Source organism: Streptomyces sp. NPDC048383 (assembly GCF_040651775.1).
In the GTDB taxonomy this organism is placed as follows: Bacteria; Actinomycetota; Actinomycetes; order Streptomycetales; family Streptomycetaceae; genus Streptomyces.
On the sequence record NZ_JBEZKS010000016.1, the window covers coordinates 1 to 23561 of the forward strand.

The following is a 23561-nucleotide window of genomic DNA, read 5'->3' on the forward strand; positions in this document are numbered from 1 at the left end:
CCCCAACCATCGGTTGGGGCGCCCCACGCACGCCCGGCCTCCGGTCGTCTCCCCGGACGGCCACTACGAGGACTCCCGCTGGAGTTCAGTGGCCCAGTCCGAATCCATACGCCATCAGCTCGACAGCGGGGTGCGCGGCCTGAGCCTGGACACCCACTGGTACGAGCGCAGTAAGTGGCTCTGCGTCATCAGCTTCGGCAGCGACTGCTACCCCAGTGACGTCCATCTCTGCCACGGCGAGTGCAAGACCTTCGCCGGGGTCACCTACGCTCTGCCCAGGCAGTCCTTCCAGGGCAGCATGCAAACCGTGGTGGAGTTCCTGGAGGCGAACCCCCAGGAAGTGGTGAGCATCTTCCTTGAGGACTACGTCAGCGCCCAACAATTGGGGAACTCGCTCGGCCGGGTACGCGGCCTCGATCAGCTGCTCTTCCGCCCCGACGCGTGGAATGTGCGCCAGCAGGGCTGGCCGAGGATGACCGACCTCGTTGGCTCCGGGACGCGCCTGTTGATCTTCAGCGACGAGCCCGACCGTGAGCACCTGGGCGTCATGTACGACAAGGCCTGGACCGTCAGCAACTTTTGGAGCCTCGGCGACCTGGGCAACGACGTCTCCTGCGTCAGCCGATGGTCCGACGTACCGCTCGACCGTCAGGAACCGGGCTTCCGGAGGCTCTTCACCATGAGCCATCAAAGGAACGTGCCCACGGTGATCAACGCCGTACTCGACAACGGGACCAAACTGCGGGACCGCATCAGCGAACGATGCCGTCCGGCGGCCGGTGGACGCGACCCGAACTTCGTCTCGGTCGACTTCCACAAGCTGTCCGACGGCAGCGGGCACACGCCGGCGTCGATCGTCGCCGAACTCAACGCCCGGAACTGAGACCTGCCGGCCGTCGTCCCCAGCGGCCGGGGGCGTCGGACCGCTCGCCGCCGTAGCGCCGACGCCCGCTGTCAACGGCCGGACCGGCTCAGCCGCCCTCGCGGGCAGCACGCTGACCTGGACCGGCACCCCGGCACCGGGAGGCACCGCGACCCGATCACGGTGGCAGGCCCGACCACGGCGACGACGACGAGTACGGGGACCGGGAGGACGACGCGGCCGCCCACCACTGACGGCCCCGCGTCCGGACCCCTCCCGTGGGCCCACGGTCCACTGTGCATCAGGTCAGTCGGAAGACCGGGCCCTTCGGCGTGAAGGGGAGACCTGCGCCCTGCGGGATCAGGTAAGCGTGTTCGCGGCGGACGCGCAGGGTGTCGCACCAACCATCGGTGATCACCAGGAGGGGCGCCTCGGGAGGGAAGTCGTCGGCGCGTTGCAGCAGGTCGATGCCCGACTGTAGGACCGTGCCGCCCCGGCCGCGGACCCGGACCCGACCCGCGATCTCCGTCGGCGGCACGTAGCCCGCGTCGTAAGGTGCCGCGTCGCAGAAGACGACCCGCGCCGCCGGAACGTCGCGGGCCTCGGCGTACGAGGCGATCGCTCCCAGCGCCTTGCCCAGCAGCGCGGCGTTCATCGAACCGGAGGTGTCGAGGACCACGCCGAAGGTGCAGCGGGCGATCTCCTCGGGCGGGAAGTACCGCCCCGCGCGCGGGATGTCCGGGGTGGAGGCCTGGCGGCGTGCCGGGCGGGCGTAGGACCGTACGGCCTGCGGCTTCGGCACGTGCTCGTCGAACCAGCGGGCGAGCCGGGCGTCCCACGGCACCGGCGGGTGGGCCAGGGTCCGGATCTCCTGGACGAGCCCGGCCGGCAGCAGGCCGCGCCCGCCGCGCTCGTGCAGGTCGAAACCCTGCACGAGGCCGCGCCGGTAGAACTCGTCGAGATCCGTGTACGGGCGCCCTGCGCCGTGCGCGAGGGGCTCGCCCAGGATGTCGCCGGCGCCCGTGCCGCGCAGGGTGGCCAGGCGCCGCATCCGGCGCAGGTCACCGGCGATCCGGTCGTACACCTCCTCGACGGAGAGCCCGCGCAGCGCCGGATCGTGCAGCAGTCCCTCGGGCATGCTGCCGATCCGCATCTCCACCAGCCAGTCGTTGACGACGTAGTCCGCCGCGACGTTGTGCAGGAACGGGTCGCGCGGGCCCCGGCGCTCGCCGTGGCGCAGGGCGGCGTGCAGCATCTCGTGGGCCAGGATGAACCGCCACTCGTCGTCCTCGAAGCTGCGCAGCGGGTTGATGTAGATCTCCCCGGCGCCGGCGCTGACGGCAGCGATGGAGATGTCCTGGGCGCGGGCCAACTCGGCGTCGGCGACGACGGTCAGACCGGCGGCGAGCCCGCCGAGCAGCGGGTACGAGGACACGAACCAGTTCAGGGCCCGGTCCCAGGGGCGCTGTGCGACGCGTTGGCCGGTGGTCCGGTCGAGGCGGCCCCCGGCCACGTCCATGGCGGCGGAGACGCTGCGCGTCAGCGCGGCGGCGAAAGCGGTCTGCCAGTCCGGGACGGCGGTGTTCCAGGTGCGCCAAGTGGTCAGGACCTGGTCGGGTCCGCGCCCGGCGGTGCCGCAGTGCTCGTAGGCCGGCGGTATGCCGTCGCGGCGCCAGCGGGCGGCGAGCTCGTCCTCGTCGCCGCCGGGGTACTCGGCGGGCAGATGGTCGGGGGCGCGGCCGACGGGGAAGGTCAGCAGGAAACGGTTGACGACCGTGCAGCGTGCGGCGAGGTCGAACGGGTCCGGCTGGGCGCGGTCCTCGTCCGGGGCGGCGGGGACGTGGCCGAACCCGAGGTGCAGCAGGGCGTGGGCGATCGCCCACGCCCACTCGCGGGGTTCGGCCCGTCGGGTGGGGTGGGCGTGGACGACGCCGTTGGAGGTGACGGCGGCCAGGCCCCCGGCCGGGGACTGCGGGCAGCCGGCCTCGCGGCAGACCTTGCCGTGGAGGGCGCCGAGGGCAGGGTTCTGCTTGACCAGGGCGAGGCCCTCGGCGAAGGCCTGGCCGGCCGGATCGGGCTTGGCGGCGGCCTTCGCGCGGGACTTGCCGCTCCGGCTCACCGGCGGGCCTCGACCAGGCGGGGCATGTCGCGGGCGGCCTCGATCAGGAACCATCCGGGCAGCACGGGAAGGCCGTCGGCGTCGTCGGCGATGACGGTCTGGGCGACCTCGACGGAGATCTCGGCGAGTTGCACGAGGAGCGACTTGAAGCGGTACGTGTGCTGCCGCAGGGCGGGGGAGACGTGTTCCTTCCGCGCCGGGAGTTCCTTGAGGAGGCGCCCCCGGAAGGCTTCCGCGAGGTAGTAGAGCAGGTCGCGGTCCTGGAGCCGGGTGGGCCACGAGGCGTCGCCCTTCAGGATGGCCTCGATGCCGAAGGTGTGACGGACGATCTTGGCGTAGCCGCAGAAGGAAACGGCGTGAGCGGGGGTCAGGGTGCCGTGGGCGACCACCTTCAGGGCCTGCTCCTCCAGCGCCGGGCCGAAGGAGTGCAGGGCGTCGGACAGCATGTGCCAGGAGCGCGGGGTGGAGAAGGGCTCCTCCGTCTTGGGCGGCTGCGACCAGAGGTGGTCGGGGCGGTCGGTGAGGTAGTCGATGACCCACGGGTGGATGCCGTGTTCGCCGGCCCACACCAGCCAGTCCTCTGCGGACGCCTGGAGGTGGATGTGGGTGAGGCGGTTGACCAGGGCCGAGGCCATGGGCCGCGCCAGTGCGTTGTCCGTGGCGCGGTTGCCCGCGCCGATGACGATGGAGCCCGCGGGCAGTTCGTAGGAGCCGATCCGGCGGTCGAGGATCAGCGAGTAGAAGGCCTTCTGGACGTCCGGACCCGCAGCGTTGAGCTCGTCGAGGAACAGGCAGTACGGCTCGTCGCGGGCGATGGCCTCGGGCGGGCAGAAGACGGAGCGGCCGTCGCGGATCTGCGGTACGCCGATCAGGTCCTCGGGGGCCAGCTGCGTACCGAGGAGGCTGACGCACTCCAGGCCCAACGAGTCGGCGAACTTCCTGACGAGCGAGGACTTTCCGATGCCGGGCGCCCCCCAGAGGAAGACGGGCCGCACGGTGGCGAGGCCGAGCAGCAGTTCGGGAATCTCGGCGGGGGTGACGGTGACGGCAGCCTGCACGGGCGGGGACGTCCTTCGGGGTGGGGCGGCGTCTGACGCTGCCAGTGTGGTCACACCGCACACCGCACACCGCCCGGCATCCGGTTTTCCCGTGGGCGGTGGGCGGTCAAGGCGGGTTCGGATGCCCGGGTTCGTGGGCGGGTGACGTCGGACTCACCGCCGCGAGGGACGGCGGCCGAACCCCGGCCATCCCCTGATCCACCCGGACCGATGCCGGGGATCGTCGAGCATCCGAGGGGCGAGCCGTACCCGTCCGCCGCAGGGCGCGGTCGCCGGCATCCATCGCTGGGGGCAACGACATCGAGCCGCTCGCAGTCCCGTGGGCAGACCCCCCGGAACGGCTTCTTCCCCGTATCCGCGGTGACTTGCTGGAACGTATCTTCGTGAGCCAGGATGAGGGCCTTCAACGGGTGGTTACCCGTCAAGAAAAAGCAAAACATCACATCAGGTCGCGGTAGCGCCCGATCATGCGGCCCCGGGCCCCGCCGACGCTTCCGATGACACGGCCCGGACCATGACATCCCTCATCGGATCGGGGTCGGACGGGCACGCGCGGAACGGAAGCGTGAGCCGCGGAACGTGGAGAACGCGTCGGGCACGGACACGAGCGAGGAGCGAACTGCGCGCGGCCGGGGAGCCCTGAGCAGTGAGGACACGCTGATGGAGCGCCGCCAAGGCAGCGCTGCGTCAGCGGAACAGGACTGGGGGCATGGTGGGGTATTCCCGCGAGATGAAGAGGCATCGCGACGAGCTGTTCAAGGGGGTCGCCCCGGTCGCACCCATGCAACCGGCCGCCTTGCTCACCTCTCTGTGCACCTATCTGACGCAGAGCAGCGGACGTGAGGTACGCCTCATCCTGCAGGCGTTCCCGCCCGACACGGTGAGCGGGCTATGGATCGACATGGGCGACCTCGATCTCGTCGCGGTGGAGGCACAGACCTCTCCCGTGCACCAACTCGTCATCCTCGGCCACGAGTTGTGGCACCGCAAGGAGGGCAGCTGCGGCCACCACGGCATGGTCACCGGGGTGGCGGCCGCCGCACGCGTGCTGGGCGAGCGCTGGGACCTCAGCGAAGCCGTGATCCGCGTCGCCGCGAGGACCGACGGGGGCATCGAGGAGGAGCGCCGCGCCGAGCTGTTCGGACGCATGCTCGCGACCAAGTTCCGCCCCTACCTCGACGGAGCTCCCGACCGCCTCGCCAACGACGGCGTGGCCGGCCGCATCTGGGCCTCGCTGGAAGGCTGATCCATGGAAACCGGCGTCAACTACTACGTCCCCGCGGGCGTGGTGTTCCTCGTGCTGATCGCCAAGCTCCCCGCACTGCTGAGGGGCTGGCGGCTGCCCATGGTGCGCACCGTCAACATCGCACTGGCCCTGGGCTGCGCCGTGTTCACGTTCTCCGCCCCGCCCACGATCATGCTGGTCAACCGACTCACGGGCGTGAGCAACTTCTCCGCCCCGCTGGTCTACGTCATGCTGTCCGCGTTCTCCTGCAGCTTCCTGGTGCTCATCGAGAATTGGCGCGCGGACTCGCGCCACCAGGCCGTGGCACGGCGCCGGGTACGCCGCTGGAAGCTCGCCTACACCCTGGTGGGCTTGATCATCATCGCGTGTTTCGTCCTGGGCGAGGCGCCGGACGAACGACTGCGCGACTTCGACACCTACTACTCCGCCACCCCGTTCATCCGAGAGATGATCTTCACCTACCTGCTCGCCCACTGTGTGGCCGTGGGAGCGGCCACGGTGGTCACCTGGAAATGGTCGCTCGACATCAGGAAGGACGCTCGGAAGGAATCGGCGACCGCGCAGGTGAGGTGCCTGTGGGCCGGCCTGTTGACCCTCGCCGTCGGCTTCCTCCTGGAGCTGATTTTCGGAATCGTGAAACTCACCGGCGCGCTGACGCGGTCGCCGCTGCTCAACGAAGGCGTGGCGCCCCTCATCTCGCTCGCCGCGTTCGTGATCTCCGCGGGCTTCCTCATCCCGGTGTTCGGGCAGCGCGTCATCGAACGTGTTTGGCAGCCGTGGCGGACCTACCGCACGCTCAACCCCCTGCACCGCGTCGTTCGACCACCGAACCCCGACCCCGCCCATCCGGCGCTCCTCGTGCTGCCTTGGCACGCCGGACCGGAGCAGCGGCTGGTCCACCGCGAGACCAGCATCCAGGACTGGATACTCGGACTGCGCCCGTACTTCGACGACGACGTGCGCGAGCGGGCCCACCTGCGGGCGGTGGAGGACGGAGCATCCGGCGCGAACGCGGTCACCGCGGGCCTGGCCGCCATGGTGCGCAGCGCGGCCGACAGCCGCGGCCGTGGCGAGAAGGCCGAGAGCGAGGAGAACGGGCGCGCGGTCTCCGCGTACCGTGCGGCGGAAACGCAGTACCGCGACCTTCCGGAACGGCTGTCCCGCGCACTGTGATCAGGGAGCGGTAGCCGCCCGGGGCCCGGAGCTGTCAGCCGGTCGCGCCGGGCAGAGCCGTGAAGGTCGCGCAGGCCGACCGCGAGGACACCGCCCCTTCCACCGCGAGTTCACCGTCGATGGAGATCGTGCACTGGAGCCAGCCGTCGGGATGCTCGGGGTTGGACGTCGTGATCGTGAGCATGGGCATCGCGCCGATGCCCGACATCACGACGTCCTGCTTCCACGGCGTGACAACGCCCGTGACCTGCTTCTCCTCGCCCTTGAGGGGGTCGCCGACGGCATAGGTCACCTCGAAGGACCCGGTGCCGGTCACCTCATAGGTGACCTTCGTCCCGCGTTTGCGCCGGAAGGGGAGAAACTTGCTGGTCATGTGCGGCCTTTTGGAAGCGGGCAAAGCGGAACTCCCCACCATCCTCGCATGAGCCGCCGAGACGCCCCGGACAACGGCCATGGGCCTGGTCAGGCGCCGGTGACAACCGCTCACCCGACGGCCACGACCTGCTCACCAACGGGATCGAGCCCTGGACGTTCCGACGGCACATCAGCGGTGCGCGATGAGGACGGCCGCGGTGTCGTCATCGAGTCCGTGACTACTGAACCGGTGCAGATCGCCCGACAACAGCGTGGGAATCTTCTCGTCCGGCTCCGTCGCCCACGCGGCAAGGCGTTCGTCGAGCGGGAAGAACGCACCATGGTCGTCCCGTGTTTCGCTCACACCGTCGGTATACAGCAGGAGACGGTCACCGGTCTGGAAAGCGACTTCCTCCACCACGTGCTCCTCGTCCACCGCGACGGGAAGGTTGATCGGCAGCGACGGCTCACGGAAGGAGATGTACTCCGTGCGCCCGTCGTGCTGGCGTACCGGCGGCGGATGACCGCAGCTGAGCAGACGCACCACGGGCAGGTCGTCGGGGATCTCGGCCAGCAGGACCGTGGCGAACCGGTCCGCCACGGCGGTGTCCCCGCGGGCGGCGTACCGCTCCATGCTGGTCTGCAGGCTGCGGGCGATCGCAGGCAGGTCGGGCGCGGAATAGGCCGATTCGCGAAACGACGCCAAGAGCACCGCCGCCGTCTCCACCGCACCCAGCCCCTTGCCCTGCACATCGCCGATCATCACGCGCACCTTGCCCGGCACCTGCAGCGCCTTGTAGAAGTCGCCCCCGACATGCGCGCCGGCCACGGACGTCTCGTACAGCAGGTACAGATCCAGACGCCCCAGACGGTCGGGCAGCGGATGCTGCATCGCCCGCTGCGTCACCTCGGCCACTTCCCGCATCCGCCGCGCCTCACGCTCGTACCGCCGGCGCTCCGTACTCGTCCAGGCGGCCACGGCGCTGAACACCATCATCAGCACCAGCCCGGCCAGGCCCGCCGGGAGGAAGGGCTCCCCGCGAGCCGCGTCCAGGCCCGTGTTGACCAATGCACCGACCACCCCGAACGCCATGGTCGCGACCGCGCCCCACGCCACGGCGGCCAGCCCCGGCACGATGAACAGGAAGGCGTCATAACGATCCTGTGGCGGTGTGCACAGATCGGTCACCGCGGACGCGGCGATGAGCAGCAGCGGCAGAGCGCGCACGAGACGATAACGAGCGCTCGTTGAGCGGGGCGTGGTCACAATGGTCATCCTCACCCCCACTGACGTCCGCGACAGGTTGCGACTCGAAGGGGCGACATTGCACGCCTTCCGCGCCGCGGATCGAGGCTGTCCAGGACGGCTGGCCGCGGACGCCTCGTGGCACGGGGCGCGGGGCGCAGGGCTTTCGCTCAACGCATCGGCTCTGCTCCGGTCTGGACGAGGAAGTCGGTCAGCACGTCGGCAAGCCGTTCGGGCTGGTCCTCAGGGATGAGAGTTGACGAGGCGGCGATCTCGACAAGTCGGCTCCGCGGGTACAACTCGGCCAAGCGGGGGCCGTGCTCACGTGGCATCAGCCTGTCCTCGGTCGCCCAGACGACCAGTACCGGGCGGTCGAACGAACGCAGTCGCTCGCTCCAGGCCAACAGTGTCCTGCGGTCCGGTGCCCCGGTGGCGAACTTGGCCAGGTCCTTGCGAATGGCCCTGCTGCGGGTGGCGGGAGCGAACCAGTCGTCCAAGATCTCGTCGGGGATCCCGCGGACGCTCATACCGCCGTACCCGGCCCGGTTGTGGCGGAACGCGGGGATCCCCATGAGTCGGGTCAGGAGCCAGACGCCGCCGGGGACCCTGCACACCTGGGCCATGGCCTTGGCGGGTCCGGGGGGAAAGTTGTCGAAGGCCTCGCAGGCCACCAGCACGAGGCGAGCGATGCGCTGGTCCCGTCCTTCCGACACCAGGAATTGGCCCCCGCCCCAGTCGTTGAGCACGAGGGTCACCTGGTCGAGGCCGAGCCGTTCGATGAACTCGCCCAGGAGGAGGGCGATGCCGCGCTGGGACAGGTCGGCATCGGCGTTCATCGGCCGGCGGTGCCCACCGAGGGGCAGGGTGGGCAGGACGCAGCGGTATCCGACCAGCAGCGGCACCACCTTGCGCCACTGTGTCTCGTTCATCGGCATACCGTGGGCGAACACCAGCACGGGCCCCTCGCCGCCGGTGTCCTGATAGTCGACTGACCCGGACGACAGCTCGATCCTCGGCATGGGACCCCCACTTGATAGATTGTTCTACTGCAAGCATGAAGGCTGGGAGAGCAGAGGGCAATGGGACGATCAGACACGCGAGCCAGGATCCAGGGCTCCGCCACGATGCTGTTCCGCCGGCACGGCTACGCGGCGACCGGTCTCAAGCGGATCGCGACAGAGGCGGAAGCGCCGTTCGGCTCGATCTATCACTTCTTCCCCGGTGGCAAGCAACAGTTGGCCGAGGACATGATCCGCACGTCCGGACCCGAGTACGGCCGCATGGTCATGGCCCTGCTGGACAGCGTGCCGGATCCTGCGGAATCCCTCGTGCACGCCTTCGAGGCGGCGGCGCACGACCTCGCCGCGGCCGACTACGCCGACGCATGCCCCATCGGGACGATGGCATTGGAGGTCGCCAGCAGCAACGAGGTGCTGCGCGTGGCGACGGCAGAGGTCTTCGCGGAATGGGTCGACACCGCGGCGCACTGGTTCGGCCGTTGGGTCGACGATCCCGAGACGGCACGATCGCTTGCCCAGTCGATGGTCATGATGTTGGAGGGCGCCTTCATGCTCAGCCGGGCCGCGCGCGATCCGGAACCGCTACGGGTCGCCGGTCGATCGATGGCCGACCTGCTGCGCACAGCTGTCGCGCGGACCACGGGCGGCGCGTCTTCGGGCTCATGAGCCGCTGACACTCCGGGCGGCGCGGGCCCGGGGCCGACACGGACGGGGTCGGCGCCACGGGCGGGGGAGCAACCTCGCACCAACCGGCGCCGGGCGACGGCACCCTCACCAGCCGCCGGAGCCGGGCCCCCCTTTGAACGGGCCGACGACTTCATCCGTGATCCAGCCCCCGTAGAAGTCCCCCGGCTGCGCCCTCACCGGTTCGCCATCGACCCAGCAGCCGCCGACCCGGGACGGGTAGAACGCGAAATGGCCGGTGATCGAGGCAAATCCAGGGGTGGGGGACTCGTAGCTCCACGCCGCGTCGGGCGAGACTCCCGCGTCCGCCACGGCCAGGCTCCAATAGGTGGCCACGCCCTTCCACTCGCAGAACGTCGTCGAACCGGAACGAACAAGGAGCCTCAACAGGGTGTCGTCCGCCGGGATGTAAAAGACCGGCGGATGACTCGTCTCCAGGACGCGCAGGGCACGACGGGTATCGGCTACCCGCACTCCGGCGTGTACGACGACCACATGGCGTTCGTCCGTCTCCACCCGGGGCGGACGGGGATAGTCCCACACCGACTCGGTCCGGCGGTCAGCGCCCTCAGATCCGGTTCGCACGCCCGTCCCCTCCCCGGCCGTGACGCGGCAGAGCCTCGCGCGAGGATTCTGCGCCGGAGAGCCGGTCCACCAGCGCCCCGACGACCACTGCGGGGTCTGCTCCCGGCGGCAGGGCAGGCGGCCTTCCGATGGCGGGGCGCTCGGTGAATCCCGTGTCCAGGTGCGGTGGGCGAAAGTCGTACACCCTGAGCCGCTGCCCCCTCACCTCGCGCCTCAGCACCTCCAACCAGCAACCCAGTGCCGCCTTGGCGGCGGCATAATCGGCTGTGCCACGCATCGGAGCGTCCACGATCGCCCCCGTGACCGCGGCCAGGAATCCGCCCTCCGCCACGCACGAGACCGCCGACCGCAGGACCGCCGCCGGGCACAGCACGTTGACCTGAAAGATGTGTTCGGCTGCCGCGTCCGACACCTCCCGCGCCGAACCGAAACCCGCCACACCGACCGTGACCAGGACGCCGTCCAGACCCCCCAGCCGCTCCCGTGCCCACGGGGCGAGCGCGGCGCAGCCATCCGTGTCGTACGCGTCCACCCGGCGTGTCGGACGCCCGCCCAGCCGGCCGGCCCGATCGTCCAGCCGCCGGGAATCGCGTCCCGCCAGGGCCACGTGGGCGCCGCGCGCGGAGAGTTCCTCGACGGCGAGACCACCGAGAACCCCCGTGGCGCCGACCACGAGAATCCGGACGCCTTCCATGCTCCGGCCGGTCATCGGCGACCACCGGAGCCGAGTTCGCTCCGCAGGCCTGCAAGGTCCCAAGGTTCCATCGCAGCGCTCCTGCCCGTACGAGACCAGGTGCCATCAGTATGGGAACCCCGTCCGCTGCGAGCATCTTGCGGCGTTTGTGCAGCGATTCGGCGCAGGCGGGCATTCCGAGGCCCGTTGGGATTCCAGCTTCTTCCTGCCGCGAGGTCCAGACGCCAACGAGTCGCTGACTGCCCTTCGGGCAACCGTGGCCGTGGTTGGTCACACGACCCGGTGTCGTCTCATCTGCCGCGGCCACCACGGCCTACTGGACGGTGAGGGCGTAGCTGCCGCGCTCGGGTGCGCCGACGCGGTCGTGAACGGTCGAGGAAACACGTCAGCCCACCCCGAGACCGACCGCCAGCGTCAGTTCGAGGACCCGGTGCGGCGACCCGAGATCGGGGAACAGCTCCCGCAGCTGCGACATCCGGTACCGGACGGTCTGGGGATGGACGAACAGCGCCGCCGCCACCTCGTCCCGCCTGCCCTGGTGCAGCAGCCACGCCCGCAACGTCTCCTCGAGCCGCCGCGAGGTCGCGTCGGGCAAGGTCCGCAACGGTGCGAGGGCTCGGGTACGCAGGTCTGCGAACGCGTCCGCGTCGGCGCTCAGTACCAACTCGGGCAGGTGGTCCTCGGTGTCGCGGATGCCGGGGGAGAGGGAGCGTGCGCGTACGGCTCGTGCGTACGAGGCGGACGCCCGCGTCCACGGTCGGGCCGGGCCGACCACGGCGGCACGGTCGGGCAGCTGCCTCAGGAGGTGTGCTCGGTCGGCGTCGGGGACGAGCAGCACGCCGGAGGCGTCCGGCAGATCGTCGAGGACCAGGGTGCCCGGGTCGAGCGTGCGGAAGGCGGGCCGAGCCTGGGCGGCGGGCAGCAGGACCGCGGTCAATGAGGTCGGCGGCTGCCAACCGGCCCGCCCGGCAGCGGCAAGGAGTACGTCCGGGCCCGCGCCGGCGAGGAGGTCGCGGGCCAGCTGTTCCAGGTGGCGCTCGTGGGCCCGGCCCCGGGCGGCCAGTTCGTCGGCGTGACCCGCGGCGCTCGCGGCGGAGAGCTCGTCGATGTAGGCGAAGGTCAACTCGGCGAACTTGGCCACCTCGGCGGCGGGCAGACCTGCGGGTACGGCGCGTGCGGCCAGGCCGCGCCAGGCCACGCGGGCGCCGACCCGGTAGGCGCTGAGCAGGGCGTCCATCGAACGTCCGTCGCGGACCTCGCCGCGGCCCAGCTCGTAGGCCGCGTCGCCCGCGGTGCCGCCCGTGGCGTTCCCGCTCGCCAGGTCCAGGTAGAGGCCCAGGGCGGTGCGGACGGCCCGCCGGATGGTGGCGCCCATGCGGCCGGACAGGGCGTTGGCGTAGGGAGGGACCTCGTCGATGATCGCCTGGACGATTTCTTCGGCGGTGGTCCTCAGCGCGGCCCGAAGCGCTGTGATCGTCGTCTCATCCAGGACCAGTTCACTGGCCCTCCGGATTGCATGGCTCACTTTTTGTTCCCTGCGAACAATTCCACTGATCAGATTCACGTCCTACGGACAGGACTTTACCCCCCGAAGCGGATCAAGCTGGGGTCATGACGAGTACAGCCCTCCGCAGTAGGGCGTGGAAACTGCTGGAGATGGTCACGACGCCCTTGCTGCCGTCGGACTACCTCGACCTGGTCGTCCCACTGCGCGCGGGTGCCGACCTGCGGGGGCGCATCGAGGCCGTGCACCCCGAGACGGGTGACGCCGCGACCATCGTGATCAGACCCGGACGGGGATGGCGCGGCCACACGGCCGGTCAGTACGTGCGGATCGGGGTCGACGTCGACGGGGTGCGCCTGTGGCGTGCCTACTCGGTCACCTCGCCGACGAACCGTCGGGACGGCCTGATCACGATCGCCGTGAAGGCGATCCCGGACGGCAAGGTCAGCAACCACCTCGTCCGCAGGACGAAACCGGGCACGCTGATCCAGCTCGACCAGGCGACCGGTGACTTCGTACTGCCCGGGACCAAGCCCGCCAAGGTGCTCTACCTGACGGCCGGCAGCGGCATCACGCCGGTGATGGGCATGCTGCGCGACATCGATCTCGACGACGTCGTCATGATCCACTCCGCGCCACGGCCGCACGACGTGCTCTTCCGCAAAGACCTGCACGACCTGGTCGCGGACAAGAAGCTGCGGCTCACCGAGGTGCACACCGACACGGACGGCATGCTCGACATCGCCCGTCTCGGCGAACTCGTGCCCGACTGGGCCGAGCGCGAGACCTGGGCGTGCGGGCCCGCGGGCCTGCTCGACGCCGCCGAAGCGCACTGGAGCGCACACGGCGTCGAAGAGCGCCTGCACACCGAACGCTTCCGCGCCGGCACCGTCGTCGCCGGCGACGGTGGCGAGGTGACCTTCGCCGCCACCGGCAAGACCGTCGACGCGGACGGTGCCACTCCGTTGCTGGACGTCGGTGAGGAGGCCGGGGTGCTCATGCCGTCCGGGTGCCGCATGGGCATCTGCTTCGGCTGCGTCACGCCGCTCACGGCGGGTGCCGTCCGCGACCTGCGCACCGGCGAGGTCACCGAAGCCGGGCCGGGCGTCCTCATCCAGACCTGCGTGTCCGCCGCTGCGGGCCCCTGCGACATCGAACGGTAGGAGCACCTTGACCGCCATCGACCCCACCGCCCATCTGACCGCGGAGCAGATCGAAGAGCTCGGCCGCGAGCTGGACGCGATCCGCGACGAGGTGATCGCCGGCCGCGGCGAGAGCGACGCCGCCTACATCCGCAGGGTCATCTCGGCGCAGCGCAAGCTAGAGCTGGTCAGCAGGGGCGTGCTGCTGTTCTCGATCTTCCCGCCCGCATGGGTGATCGGCACCGCCGGACTGTCCGTGGCGAAGATCATGGAGAACATGGAGATCGGCCACAACGTCCTGCACGGCCAATGGGACTGGATGCGGGACCCGAAGATCCACTCCACCACCTGGGACTGGGATCACGTCTCGCCGGCCGAGCAGTGGAAGCACTCCCACAACGAGCTCCACCACACGTACACCAACGTGATCGGCAAGGACAACGACCTCGGCTACGGCATCATGCGCGTCGACGAGGACCAGAAGTGGCACCCGTTGCACCTCGGCCAGCCGCTGTGGAACTTCATCAACGCCTGTTTCTTCGAGTACGGCATCGCCGCCTACGACCTGGAACTCGGCAAGAACCTGCACAAGCGTCGCCGCAAGAGCCCGGAGTTCCGCGCGCGGGCCAGGGCCGTCGGCCGCAAGATCCGCAAGCAGGTGCTCAAGGACTACGTGATCCACCCCCTCCTCTCGGGCCCGTCCTTCCTCCCCACGCTCGCCGCCACGTTCACCGCGAACCTGGTCCGCAACATCTGGACCCACTCGGTGATCATGTGCGGACACTTCCCCGAAGGCGTACAGGTCTTCGAGCGCCGGTCGATCACGAACGAGACGCGCGGCCAGTGGTACCTGCGCCAGATGATGGGCTCGGCGAACATCAGCGGCAGCAAGGCCATGCACTTCATGACCGGCAACCTGTCGCACCAGATCGAGCACCACCTGTTCCCTGACCTGCCGAGCAACCGGTACGCCGAGGTCGCGGTCAAGGTACGCGCGCTGTTCGAGAAGTACGAGCTGCAGTACGTCACCGGGCCCCTGCCCAAGCAGGTGTACTCCGCGTGGCACAAGGTCTTCCGGCTCTCGCTGCCGAACAAGAAGCCCAGGACCACGACGCCGGACCGCGAGCAGGAACTCGTCGCGGCCTGACCTTCCCCGGTTCCCGGGGGGGGGGGGGGGGGATCGGTGTACGTGCCCGTTCGCCGACGTCGCCGGCAGCGGGGCGGCCCCTGACCCTGAGCAACGAGCATGCTCTGTCGACGGCTGCGTCGCCATGGTCCGACATGCACATGGTTGGCCGTCGACTGGCGATCCAGCTCACGTCGAGCCACTGAACCGTCCGGAAAGCATCAAGTCGCGGATTCGGGGCCGGAACCCGGCATGGGGCAGCCACTTGCACCGTGCGTCAACGACCGCTCGCCGACCCGGGAACCAGGGTCGCCGACAGCGCGTGGAAACGCGCCGGTCGGGCAGGCGCCCCCCATGAGGACCCGGTCCCAGCGGCACCACGACGACGCACACCCGCTGGAAGGGCGCGTCGCCATGGTGACCGGCGCAAGGGCACCCGCGCGAGCACGGCCACGCACTGTCCCGACGCGGCGCCGAGGCGGTCCTGCTCGGACTGGAAGGGGAGCGGCTGCGCCGACTGGCAACCGACCTCCCGAGACCGGCGGTCCCTTGGACGGTCGCGTCACCGACGCGACCGTCCTTGCGCACGAAGCGCCGAACCAGCACCTTCACCCAGGAGGACGAGCATGGCCGTACGACACCAACTGATCCATGCCACCCCACACCAGGTATGGGCCGTGCTCGCCGACCCGTCGCGCTACGCGCAATGGGTGGTGGGCACCAGCGACTCGCGCCCCACCCGCGGCCGGTGGCCCGAACTCGGATCCGCGCTCGAGTACACCGTCCGGATCGGACCATGGACCGTGGCAGGCACCACTGTCGTACGCCACGTCGACGCCCCCAAGGAACTGGAACTGGAAGTCGACAGCGGCCCCATCGGCACCGCCCGAGTAGCCATCGAAGTCCGCCCCTGGGGAGACGAAGCCCTGGTCAAAGTCGATGAACACCCCTTGCGGGGCATCGGCGGCACGCTCCACAACGCCGCGGTCGACACACTGATCCAGCTACGCCACCGAAGCATGCTCACCCGACTCGCGAACGTCGTCGAGAAGTCCGCCGGACGGGACCGCGCACGAGCCTGACCCCGACCGAACGCCACCACCTTGCCGCCATCGAGACCGGGCTGCGCCACGACCAACTCCTGGAACACCGGCTGCGGACCATGCGCCGCCGGCTGCCGGAGGCAAGCCTTCTGGCTCGTGTCGCTCCATGCCTCGCGGTGCTCGCCGGCATCACGGTGCTCGTCGCCGCGATCGCGGCTGCCTCGTGCGCCCGGACTGTGGCGTTCGCCGTCGGCTGGTGGGGCACGCTCATGCCGGCTGCGGGACTGCTCCGTCAATGGAGCCGCCGCCTTTCCGGAACAGGCTGACGCCCGACGGGTGAGCTTGGTGGACATGTCGGGCCTGCGTCCTGCCCAAAGCGGCCGCGGCCGAGGCAATGGCCCGACGGCCGGGGACCCGAGTTCGCTCACCGGCGGTCGATTCCCGGAATGGGGGTAGGCGCCAGGTACGCGGGGTTCCGGCGCGCCGGTTCGGCGCTGCCATCGGATCCTTCCATCACCGCCGGGTGGTGGACGACGGAAAGTGACCTCTCACCATGGATCCCGTACAACAGGTGCTTCCCCCGCCCACTCCAGCGGGGGCGGGGAGCGACTTCGCCCGGCTCTCCAAGAGAATCCAGGCGGCAGGACTCATGGCTCGCCGCCCTGGCTACTACACGATCCGCATCACCACCGTGACCTTCCTCTACGCGGTGGGCTGGGCGGCGTTCGTACTGATCGGCGACAGTTGGTGGACGCTGCTCGTCGCCGGATTCCTCGCCTTCGTGTTCGGGCAGGTGGCGCTCCTGGCGCACGATGTCGCGCACCGACAGGTCTTCCGCCTGCGCAGGGCCAGCGAGCTGTCCGGCCGCATCGCCGGGAACCTCGGCATCGGCATGGGCTACGGCTGGTGGCAGGACAAGCACACCCGCCACCACGCCAACCCCAACCACGAGGACCTCGACCCCGACCTCGATCCGGACATCCTCGTCTGGACCCAGGACCAGGCGCGCACCTCCAAGGGACTGCCGCGACTGATCGGCCGCTCCCAGGCGTACCTGTTCTTCCCGTTGCTCACGCTGGAAGGATTCAACCTCCACGTGTCCGGGATCCGGTCGCTGGCGGACAAGTCCCTCAAGAACCGCGCATGGGAGGCAGGCCTCCTCTTCGCGCACCTCTCGGTCTACCTCGGCGTACTGTTCCTGGTTCTTCCGCCTGGCAAGGCGATCGCGTTCCTGTTCGTGCACCAGTGCCTGTTCGGCATCTACCTGGGCTCCATCTTCGCCCCGAACCACAAGGGGATGCCGACCCTACGAGGGACGGAGCGGCCCGACTTCCTGCGGCGCCAGGTGCTGACCTCGCGCGACGTGCGGGGCGGCTGGTTCACCGACGTCATGCTCGGGGGCCTGAACTACCAGATCGAGCACCACCTCTTCCCGAGCATGCCCAGCCCGCACCTGCGCCGGGCCCAGGCCATCGTCCGCAGCCACTGCCAGGAACTCGGAGTCAGCTACCTGGAGACCAGCCTGATCGACTCCTACCGGCAGACCCTCGCCAGCCTCCACCACGCCGGCGCCCCCCTTCGACACGCCGGCGCCACCTGACCGTGGCGAGGCTCCGTATTCCAGCCGCTGCCGTGCCCGCAGCTGTCCGGGCCACCGGCCACCATGTCGTCGATGCCGTCGCCGAAGCCGGCGAGCAATTCGTTCAGGGCATCGAGCCGAGCCGCTTGCCGACCCTCTGCTCCGCTTCGACCGGACGAGCGAGTGTTCGGACCATGGGTGACGCACATCGCCGCGCCTGGCAGCCCGGCCGGTTGTAATTCCGTTCTTTCGCGGGAAGGAGAGCCCGCAACCCCTGGAGGCTGATGTGGCTCGCGATCGGATCGGACTGGCCGAGGTACTGGCGGCGGCGGAAGACGCCGCGCCGGTGGACTCCCTCGACGTCGTTGCGCGTAACCTACGTGACCGGTTCGCCGCACGGTACGTGTCGTTCCTGTTCGTCGACATCGTGGGACGGCGCATGCTGAGGGTCCACGACACCGCGGGCGTACCTCCGGAGGAACGCGCCGAACGGATCCCCCTCGCCGAGAGCGGCGTCTACGACGAGGTCCTGCGCAGCCAGCGCCTCGTACTGGCCGGGGACCGCGGGCGGGGGCAGCGGGTTCTCGCCCCGGTGACCAACCGCGGCGACACCATCGGTGTCCTGGAGCTGTTCCTCACCGAGGTCACCGCGGACGCGCTCGCCCAGATCGAGGAGGCCGCGCACGCGCTGGCGTACATCATCGTCACCGATCGCCGGTTCACCGATCTCTACCACTGGGGCAACCGCAGCACCACCGTCAGTCTGGCCGCGGAGATCCAGCGCCAGCTCCTGCCTGCCGCCGCCGCGTGCGAGGCTCCCCAGTTCACCCTCGCGGGCGCTCTGGTCCCGGCCGCCACCATCGCCGGCGACACCTACGACTACAGCCTCGACACCCACACCCTGCACTTGTCCATCACCGACGCCATGGGCCACGACACGAGCGCCTCCCTCATGGCCACCCTCCTCGTCAACGCCTCTCGCGGCGCCCGCCGCGCCGGCGAAGACCTCGCCGAACAAGCCCGCCGGACCCACCAAGCCCTCCTCGACCACGGCAACCGCACCTTCGCCACCGGCCAGCTCCTGCGCATAGCCCTGGACGGGAGCGGCGCCCAACTCGTCAACGCGGGCCACCCCTGGCCCCTGCGGGTGCGCGATGGGGCGGTCTGCGAACTCCGCCTCGCCGTGGACATGCCCTTCGGTGTGCGCATCCAAGGTCCCTACCGGGTCCAGGACCTCGACCTGCGACCCGGTGACCGCCTCCTGCTCCACACCGACGGCATGCAGGAACGCGAGGCCGAAGGGGTCGACCTTCCCGCCCTCCTGCGCAAAACCGCCGCCGAGCATCCACGCGAGGTCGTGCGCACCCTGGTCGGCGCCGTCACCGACGCCTACGACGGGAAACCGCCCAGAGACGACGCCACCGTCCTGTGCCTGGACTGGCACGGCCCTGAATCCGGGGCCCTCCGCGCGAATGCCTCGCCCCGGCCCTGACCGGCTGCGACCGGATTTGGTACGGCTGCACACCGATGTCCGCAACGCCCGCTCCCGCACCGCGATCGAGAAGCTCGTGGCGGTCTTCGAGGGTGTGCGGCGGCCCGTTGGCGAAGTGAGGGTGGGCGAGCAGTCACCGATTGCCGGACGCCGGGCAAGCGCGGGCCATCCGGCCGACAGCGGACGGTAAGGAGCACAGTCGCGGATGAACGCCATTCCCGCAGCAGGTGAAGGCGGTGAAGGCCGCGCGGTTCCGAGGTCGCAGGCGGCTGCGGCTTCGGGCCGTCGTCGGTCGGGTGTCAGGAGTCGTAGTGGTCGCGGCTGCCGGACTTGGCGAGGCCTCGGCTGATCATGTAGCCGAAGGTGAGGATCACGATGTACAGCCAGGCCATGTCTGCGCGGAAGTAGTCGCGGTGCCCATCGTCGGTGCCCACCACCATGGAAGCGATCAGGACCGCGATCACGCAGGCGATGTAGACGAAGAACTCGGTCGTCTTCAGGGCCGACTTCGTTTCGGTCGACAGGCGCCGTGTTGTCCCGTGTCCGTGTCCTGACACGTCGGTACTGGCGGGCCGGTGACCTCCAGGGGTCCCGCCCGGGTTCGCTGTAGTCATGGCAGCAGTCCAATCCGTCGTGCGAAGCACGCGGTGCGCTCCGCGGATCGGGATCACGTCAAGATCGACGTCGTCCCACTCCGCGACTACCCGAAAAGGGAGGCGTGAACGTCACATAAGGAATAAATAGACTCATTCGTGGCAGCTGACGGAGGTGCTCGGGGACCCGCTTCGGGTGGGGCGTCCGTTGGCGGGCCGGATGGTCGGTGACCTGGTCGAGGCGGGGCTACCGGTGTGGCTGATTCCCTGTGGACCCGCATGTCCCCCGGGAACAGGTCGCGACGCACACCCGGCGCCGGGACCTGCCCGCCCTGCTCGACCGGCGCACCCGCCTCGGCCTGCACCAGGCCGCGCCGGCCAGGCGCGCGGCGGACGGAGGCGGACCATCACGTCCGGCTGAGAGCGGCCCAAGGCGAAACGCCCTGATGCTCGCCGCGTCGGGTGTCTTCGGTGCAGCCGGTGCCTGCACGAGACGGACGCCACGGCCGCCCGTGGGGCCCGTCAGGAGCCGGACCGCTGCGCGGCGGCAGGCCAAGGGGGCCACGACCATCCACCGAAGCCGGGCCGTCCCGCTGCCTTTCCACGCTACGCCCGGTCACGGTGGAGACCGGACCGTGCGCAGCATGCGCGCGGGCGGTAGGCCGTGTGCCGGTTCCCCTCCGCATGACGGGGCATGCGCCATACACAAGCCCGTAGGGCGGAAGGAGGAACAGGTGAGCGCGGCCGTACTGGATCAGCCCCTGCCCCGCATGAACCGACCGGTCGTGGCAGCGCGGGATGCCACTCGTGCCTTTCTGTCCCGTGCAGCCCGCCTGCGGGCCCCGGCCGAGGATGAGAGCACGGACAATATCCTCCTGGTGGTGGCCGAGCTCGTCGCCAACGCGATCCGGCACACCGTCGGCCCCTGCGCCCTGCACCTGGAACTCCTCGACGACACCATCGACATCTGTGTCACCGACCAAAGCCCGCAACCCCCCCGGCCGCGGACCCCCGGCACGGACGGGAGCGGAGGATGGGGCTGGTTCTTGATCAAGCGACTCGCCACCCACATCCGCGTGAAGCCGGTCCCGGGCGGCGGCAAGAGCGTCTGCGCGGAGCTTCCCTGGTAGCAGCCGAACCCGCCCTGCCGTCGGTCGCGGCATGCCGGGGCGGGTCCCGGCCTGCGGAGCCCCAGCGCCTCGGCTTTAAGCAAGGGACGGTGAGGTTCCCGTCCTATTTTCAACGTCAGCCCGGGGCAGGGTCGTGGGTCGGACTCCGCCCTGTGTCGGTTCCGGAGGGGGAGGTGCACGAACTGAGGCCGACCCACCCGGCCCCTGCCAGATGCCGATGTGTCCATGCAAACTGCCGGAGCGGTGTGACGGTCTCCGTCGGGCGCTGACGGTTGGTGGCTGTGCGGTGGGGGCAGCCACATGGGGTGGGGCGGTCGATGTGGTGCATCCGGTGAGGCGTCGTCGTCCGAAGGGGAGACCTGGGAAACTTGCCGCCCGGCTTGTTGAGCGTGGATCTTGTGGAGGCTGTTGTGGCGGTTGATCGGTTCGGGCTGGCTGACGTGCTGGCCGCGGCGGAGGCTGCCGCGCCGGTGGACTCCCTCAATGTCGTCGCGCGGAATTTGCGGGACCGGTTCGGTGCCCGGTATGTGTCGTTTCTGTTCATCGATATCGTGGGCCGGCGCATGCTGCGGGTCCACGACACCGCGGGCGTACCCCCGGAGGAACGCGCCGAGCGGATCCCGCTCGCCGACAGCGGCATCTATGACGAGGTCCTGCGCACCCAGCGGCTGGTGCGGGAGCCGGACGGGTCGGGGCAGCGGGTCCTGGCCCCGGTGACGAACCGCGGTGACACCGTCGGCGTCCTGGAACTGTTCCTCACCACCGATGTCACGGACGAACTTCTGGCGCAGGTGGAGGACGCCGCCCACGCGCTGGCCTACATCATCGTCACGGACCGCCGGTTCACCGATCTCTACCACTGGGGCAACCGCACCACCACGGTCAGCGTCGCCGCGGAGATCCAGCGCCAGCTCCTGCCCTCCGCCGCCGCGTGCGAGGCCCCCCAGTTCACCCTCGCGGGCGCTCTGGTCCCGGCCGCGACCATCGCCGGCGACACCTACGACTACAGCCTCGACACCGACACCCTGCACCTGTCGATCACCGACGCCATGGGTCACGACGTCCACGCCTCCCTCATGGCCACCCTCTTGGTCAACGCCTCCCGGGGTGCCCGCCGCGCCGGCCAGGACCTCGCCGAGCAGGCCCGCCAGACTCACCAGATCCTCCTCGATCACGGTCACCGCACCTTCGCCACCGGGCAGATGCTGCGGATCGCCCTCGACGGAGGCGGCGCCCAGCTCGTCAACGCCGGCCACCCCCGACCCTTCCTCCTGCGCGACAGCACGGTCACCGAAGTCGACCTGGCGGTGAACTTGCCCTTCGGCTTCGGCGATCACGAGGGCGTCTACCAGGTCCAGGACCTCGACCTGCGACCTGGTGACCGTCTTCTGCTGCACACCGACGGCATGCAGGAACGCGAAGCGGCAGCGGTCGACCTGCCCGGGCTCCTGCGCAAGACCGCTGCCGAGCATCCCCGTGAGGTCGTGCGCGCCATGGTCGGCGCGGTCAAGGACACCTACGACGGCCGGCCGCCGCGGGATGACGCGACCGTGCTGTGCCTGGACTGGCACGGCCCCCGTCCGGAAGGGGCTGCGGTCCTAGAGGGGTGGTCTTTCGGCTCGCAAGCCGCTACCGCAAGGCGATTCGGTCTTGAGCGATGACATCCTGATCATCAGACTGTAGCCGCACGCGCCGGTACGGCATGACATCCGCGGTTGAGGGCAGGTGAGCACGGATGGACACGCCAACAGCAGGCCGGAGCGCTACCGGATCGGATGATCACGGGAGCGGCAGCCTGCTGGCCGTCACCACCTCGGCCGCTGCCCGCCGGTACGTCAGCAAGTTTCTGGAGCGGATCGGCGTCAGCCTTGACAGCGTGATCGCCGCGGACGCCCTCATGGTCACCACGGAGCTGGTCACCAACGCGATCCGGCACGGTGGCGGCCTCACCCTCTTCCACGCCGACCTCAGCGGTGACGCCCTCCAGCTGTCGGTCGGCGATGCGAGTACGCGCACCCCGACCTCCCGACGAGGCGATCCGGGCCGGCCCGGCGGATACGGATGGCCGCTCATCCAGCGCCTGACCGAACACATCGACATCACCCTCCGTTCCGATGGCAAGACCATCACAGCCGTACTGCGTCTGAGCTGATCCCGCTTCCGGTGTCGGGAAGGCTGCGGGTGGCGAGCGGCGGCCCGGCAGGCTGGGGGCATCATCCGTACCTGTGCACAAGGAGGCGTTGTGGAATCGACGACAGTGACCGTTCTGCCCGATCGCGACGGGCAGCGCGTGGTGCGGTGCGCGGGGGAGTTCGACTTCAGCACCCTCGACCCGCTCCAGGCCGTCTGCGATACAGCCGTCACAGCGGCCGGCGTCGAGCGGCTGGCCCTGGACGTCCGCGGCATCACCTTCGGAGACTCCACCTTCCTGAACCTGCTCCTCACCCTCAACCGCGCCCACGATCTGCGCCTGGTGGGCCCTCTACCGCGTCAGCTTGCCCGTCTGCTGGCCGTTACAGGCACCGACCGGGTGCTCACCATCGAGGACGTGACCGATGGGAAGACCGAGTAGCGGGCGCCTGCCCCGGTAACTTCTCGGGCGTCGACGGGATAGCACCGCCGGCCAGCTACAGGCTGCGGCCGTGTTGTACCCAGCGGCCCAGCCGCGACGTCGTCGCCTGGCGAGGGATGCGCGACGTCGCGGAACCAGCTGGGGCGCGTCCAGGACGTTCTCCTCGGGAAGCTCGGGGATGTGTCCGCGCATATGGTCGGTTGCGGGCAGGAGCGGTTGTGAAACCCACGCAGACCCGTCCCCGGCCGTTCCCCCGACGGCCGGGCGTGACACCGCAGAAGGGTGGAAGCCCAGTCGTCCGTGGTGAACGACGCCACTTGCACCTGCGTCGGGTCGACCA

At 69.9% G+C, this 23561-nt stretch carries 22 protein-coding genes and 1 pseudogene; 14 read left to right on the top strand and 9 right to left on the bottom strand.

The window, feature by feature from the left end; genetic code table 11:
• Nucleotides 1-883 (top strand): annotated as a pseudogene (locus AB0D46_RS13740) (hypothetical protein); the annotation flags it as partial.
• A 280-nt stretch (nucleotides 884-1163) separates the two neighbouring features.
• Here AB0D46_RS13740 and AB0D46_RS13745 read toward each other — a convergent pair.
• Both AB0D46_RS13745 and AB0D46_RS13750 read right to left on the bottom strand, forming a co-directional pair.
• Complete coding sequence (locus AB0D46_RS13745; protein ID WP_362877520.1) at nucleotides 1164-2981, bottom strand: hypothetical protein; 1818 nt, start codon at nucleotides 2979-2981, stop codon at nucleotides 1164-1166.
• Nucleotides 2978-4039, bottom strand: a complete 1062-nt coding sequence (locus tag AB0D46_RS13750; RefSeq protein ID WP_362877521.1) for a MoxR family ATPase — start codon at nucleotides 4037-4039, stop codon at nucleotides 2978-2980. Before AB0D46_RS13750 ends, AB0D46_RS13745 begins: the two co-directional genes overlap by 4 nt.
• A 730-nt stretch (nucleotides 4040-4769) precedes the next feature.
• Between AB0D46_RS13750 and AB0D46_RS13755 the strand changes: the two genes are divergently transcribed.
• Together AB0D46_RS13755 and AB0D46_RS13760 are read left to right on the top strand one after the other, a co-directional pair.
• Nucleotides 4770-5285: a toxin-antitoxin system, toxin component gene (locus tag AB0D46_RS13755; RefSeq protein WP_362877522.1), complete on the top strand. Its 516-nt coding sequence runs from the start codon at nucleotides 4770-4772 to the stop codon at nucleotides 5283-5285.
• A 3-nt stretch (nucleotides 5286-5288) separates the two neighbouring features.
• Entirely contained in the window at nucleotides 5289-6458 is a 1170-nt protein-coding gene (locus AB0D46_RS13760) for a DUF6545 domain-containing protein (protein WP_362877523.1), read from the top strand.
• A gap of 34 nt (nucleotides 6459-6492) precedes the next feature.
• Here AB0D46_RS13760 and AB0D46_RS13765 read toward each other — a convergent pair whose 3' ends face one another.
• The 3 genes from AB0D46_RS13765 to AB0D46_RS13775 all read right to left on the bottom strand — a co-directional run bounded on the left by AB0D46_RS13765 (nucleotide 6493) and on the right by AB0D46_RS13775 (nucleotide 9077).
• A complete protein-coding gene (locus tag AB0D46_RS13765) occupies nucleotides 6493-6831 on the bottom strand; it encodes a hypothetical protein (protein ID WP_362877524.1) in 339 nt (112 codons plus the stop codon).
• Between the two features lie 171 nt (nucleotides 6832-7002).
• The gene (locus tag AB0D46_RS13770; RefSeq protein WP_362877525.1) at nucleotides 7003-8088 is read right to left on the bottom strand and encodes a PP2C family protein-serine/threonine phosphatase; all 1086 of its coding nucleotides are present in this window, start codon (nucleotides 8086-8088) and stop codon (nucleotides 7003-7005) included.
• Between the two features lie 140 nt (nucleotides 8089-8228).
• Nucleotides 8229-9077, bottom strand: a complete 849-nt coding sequence (locus AB0D46_RS13775) for an alpha/beta hydrolase (protein ID WP_362877526.1) — start codon at nucleotides 9075-9077, stop codon at nucleotides 8229-8231.
• Between the two features lie 105 nt (nucleotides 9078-9182).
• Between AB0D46_RS13775 and AB0D46_RS13780 the strand changes: the two genes are divergently transcribed.
• Entirely contained in the window at nucleotides 9183-9743 is a 561-nt protein-coding gene (locus tag AB0D46_RS13780) for a TetR/AcrR family transcriptional regulator (protein ID WP_362877527.1), read from the top strand.
• A gap of 105 nt (nucleotides 9744-9848) precedes the next feature.
• On the opposite strand, the gene AB0D46_RS13785 is transcribed toward AB0D46_RS13780, so the two are convergent.
• The 3 genes from AB0D46_RS13785 to AB0D46_RS13795 form a co-directional block, all read right to left on the bottom strand.
• On the bottom strand, nucleotides 9849-10277 hold the full coding sequence (locus AB0D46_RS13785; protein ID WP_362877528.1) for a DUF427 domain-containing protein: 429 nt from the start codon (nucleotides 10275-10277) through the stop codon (nucleotides 9849-9851).
• A 52-nt stretch (nucleotides 10278-10329) separates the two neighbouring features.
• A complete protein-coding gene (locus AB0D46_RS13790; protein WP_362877529.1) occupies nucleotides 10330-11055 on the bottom strand; it encodes an SDR family oxidoreductase in 726 nt (241 codons plus the stop codon).
• 370 nt (nucleotides 11056-11425) lie between these two features.
• Nucleotides 11426-12565, bottom strand: coding sequence for a helix-turn-helix domain-containing protein (locus AB0D46_RS13795; RefSeq protein WP_362877530.1), 1140 nt, complete (start codon nucleotides 12563-12565; stop codon nucleotides 11426-11428).
• 86 nt (nucleotides 12566-12651) lie between these two features.
• Between AB0D46_RS13795 and AB0D46_RS13800 the strand changes: the two genes are divergently transcribed.
• The 6 genes from AB0D46_RS13800 (at nucleotide 12652) to AB0D46_RS13825 (ending at nucleotide 18926) form a co-directional block, all read left to right on the top strand.
• Nucleotides 12652-13707, top strand: a complete 1056-nt coding sequence (locus AB0D46_RS13800) for a ferredoxin reductase (RefSeq protein WP_362877531.1) — start codon at nucleotides 12652-12654, stop codon at nucleotides 13705-13707.
• Nucleotides 13708-13714: 7 nt separating this feature from the next.
• Nucleotides 13715-14833 carry an acyl-CoA desaturase gene (locus AB0D46_RS13805; protein WP_362877532.1) on the top strand — a complete coding sequence of 373 codons (1119 nt, stop codon included), beginning with the start codon at nucleotides 13715-13717 and terminating at the stop codon, nucleotides 14831-14833.
• Nucleotides 14834-15438: 605 nt separating this feature from the next.
• On the top strand, nucleotides 15439-15894 hold the full coding sequence (locus AB0D46_RS13810; RefSeq protein WP_362877533.1) for an SRPBCC family protein: 456 nt from the start codon (nucleotides 15439-15441) through the stop codon (nucleotides 15892-15894).
• A gap of 41 nt (nucleotides 15895-15935) precedes the next feature.
• On the top strand, nucleotides 15936-16181 hold the full coding sequence (locus AB0D46_RS13815; protein ID WP_362877627.1) for a hypothetical protein: 246 nt from the start codon (nucleotides 15936-15938) through the stop codon (nucleotides 16179-16181).
• 227 nt (nucleotides 16182-16408) lie between these two features.
• A complete protein-coding gene (locus tag AB0D46_RS13820; protein WP_362877534.1) occupies nucleotides 16409-17455 on the top strand; it encodes an acyl-CoA desaturase in 1047 nt (348 codons plus the stop codon).
• Between the two features lie 265 nt (nucleotides 17456-17720).
• Nucleotides 17721-18926 carry a PP2C family protein-serine/threonine phosphatase gene (locus AB0D46_RS13825; protein ID WP_362877535.1) on the top strand — a complete coding sequence of 402 codons (1206 nt, stop codon included), beginning with the start codon at nucleotides 17721-17723 and terminating at the stop codon, nucleotides 18924-18926.
• Nucleotides 18927-19225: 299 nt separating this feature from the next.
• Here AB0D46_RS13825 and AB0D46_RS13830 read toward each other — a convergent pair whose 3' ends face one another.
• Nucleotides 19226-19483, bottom strand: coding sequence for a hypothetical protein (locus AB0D46_RS13830; protein WP_362877536.1), 258 nt, complete (start codon nucleotides 19481-19483; stop codon nucleotides 19226-19228).
• A gap of 806 nt (nucleotides 19484-20289) precedes the next feature.
• On the opposite strand from AB0D46_RS13830, the gene AB0D46_RS13835 reads away from it, so the two are divergent.
• From AB0D46_RS13835 to AB0D46_RS13850, 4 genes are all read left to right on the top strand, one after another.
• Entirely contained in the window at nucleotides 20290-20649 is a 360-nt protein-coding gene (locus AB0D46_RS13835; RefSeq protein ID WP_362877628.1) for an ATP-binding protein, read from the top strand.
• A gap of 410 nt (nucleotides 20650-21059) precedes the next feature.
• Nucleotides 21060-22310, top strand: a complete 1251-nt coding sequence (locus AB0D46_RS13840; protein WP_362877537.1) for a PP2C family protein-serine/threonine phosphatase — start codon at nucleotides 21060-21062, stop codon at nucleotides 22308-22310.
• Nucleotides 22311-22384: 74 nt separating this feature from the next.
• Nucleotides 22385-22801 (top strand): ATP-binding protein, encoded by a 417-nt coding sequence (locus AB0D46_RS13845; RefSeq protein WP_362877538.1) that lies wholly within the window; start codon nucleotides 22385-22387, stop codon nucleotides 22799-22801.
• Nucleotides 22802-22891: 90 nt separating this feature from the next.
• Entirely contained in the window at nucleotides 22892-23221 is a 330-nt protein-coding gene (locus AB0D46_RS13850) for an STAS domain-containing protein (protein WP_362877539.1), read from the top strand.
• Nucleotides 23222-23561: the final 340 nt, after the last annotated feature.

Coding starts and splice junctions, on each gene's coding strand:
- AB0D46_RS13755 (WP_362877522.1), top strand. CDS start 4,770: ATGAAGAGGCATCGCGACGAGCTGTTCAAGGGGGTCGCCCCGGTCGCA.
- AB0D46_RS13760 (WP_362877523.1), top strand. CDS start 5,289: ATGGAAACCGGCGTCAACTACTACGTCCCCGCGGGCGTGGTGTTCCTC.
- AB0D46_RS13765 (WP_362877524.1), bottom strand. CDS start 6,831: ATGACCAGCAAGTTTCTCCCCTTCCGGCGCAAACGCGGGACGAAGGTC.
- AB0D46_RS13770 (WP_362877525.1), bottom strand. CDS start 8,088: ATGACCATTGTGACCACGCCCCGCTCAACGAGCGCTCGTTATCGTCTC.
- AB0D46_RS13775 (WP_362877526.1), bottom strand. CDS start 9,077: ATGCCGAGGATCGAGCTGTCGTCCGGGTCAGTCGACTATCAGGACACC.
- AB0D46_RS13780 (WP_362877527.1), top strand. CDS start 9,183: ATGCTGTTCCGCCGGCACGGCTACGCGGCGACCGGTCTCAAGCGGATC.
- AB0D46_RS13790 (WP_362877529.1), bottom strand. CDS start 11,055: ATGACCGGCCGGAGCATGGAAGGCGTCCGGATTCTCGTGGTCGGCGCC.
- AB0D46_RS13800 (WP_362877531.1), top strand. CDS start 12,652: ATGACGAGTACAGCCCTCCGCAGTAGGGCGTGGAAACTGCTGGAGATG.
- AB0D46_RS13810 (WP_362877533.1), top strand. CDS start 15,439: ATGGCCGTACGACACCAACTGATCCATGCCACCCCACACCAGGTATGG.
- AB0D46_RS13820 (WP_362877534.1), top strand. CDS start 16,409: ATGGATCCCGTACAACAGGTGCTTCCCCCGCCCACTCCAGCGGGGGCG.
- AB0D46_RS13835 (WP_362877628.1), top strand. CDS start 20,290: ATGAACCGACCGGTCGTGGCAGCGCGGGATGCCACTCGTGCCTTTCTG.
- AB0D46_RS13845 (WP_362877538.1), top strand. CDS start 22,385: ATGGACACGCCAACAGCAGGCCGGAGCGCTACCGGATCGGATGATCAC.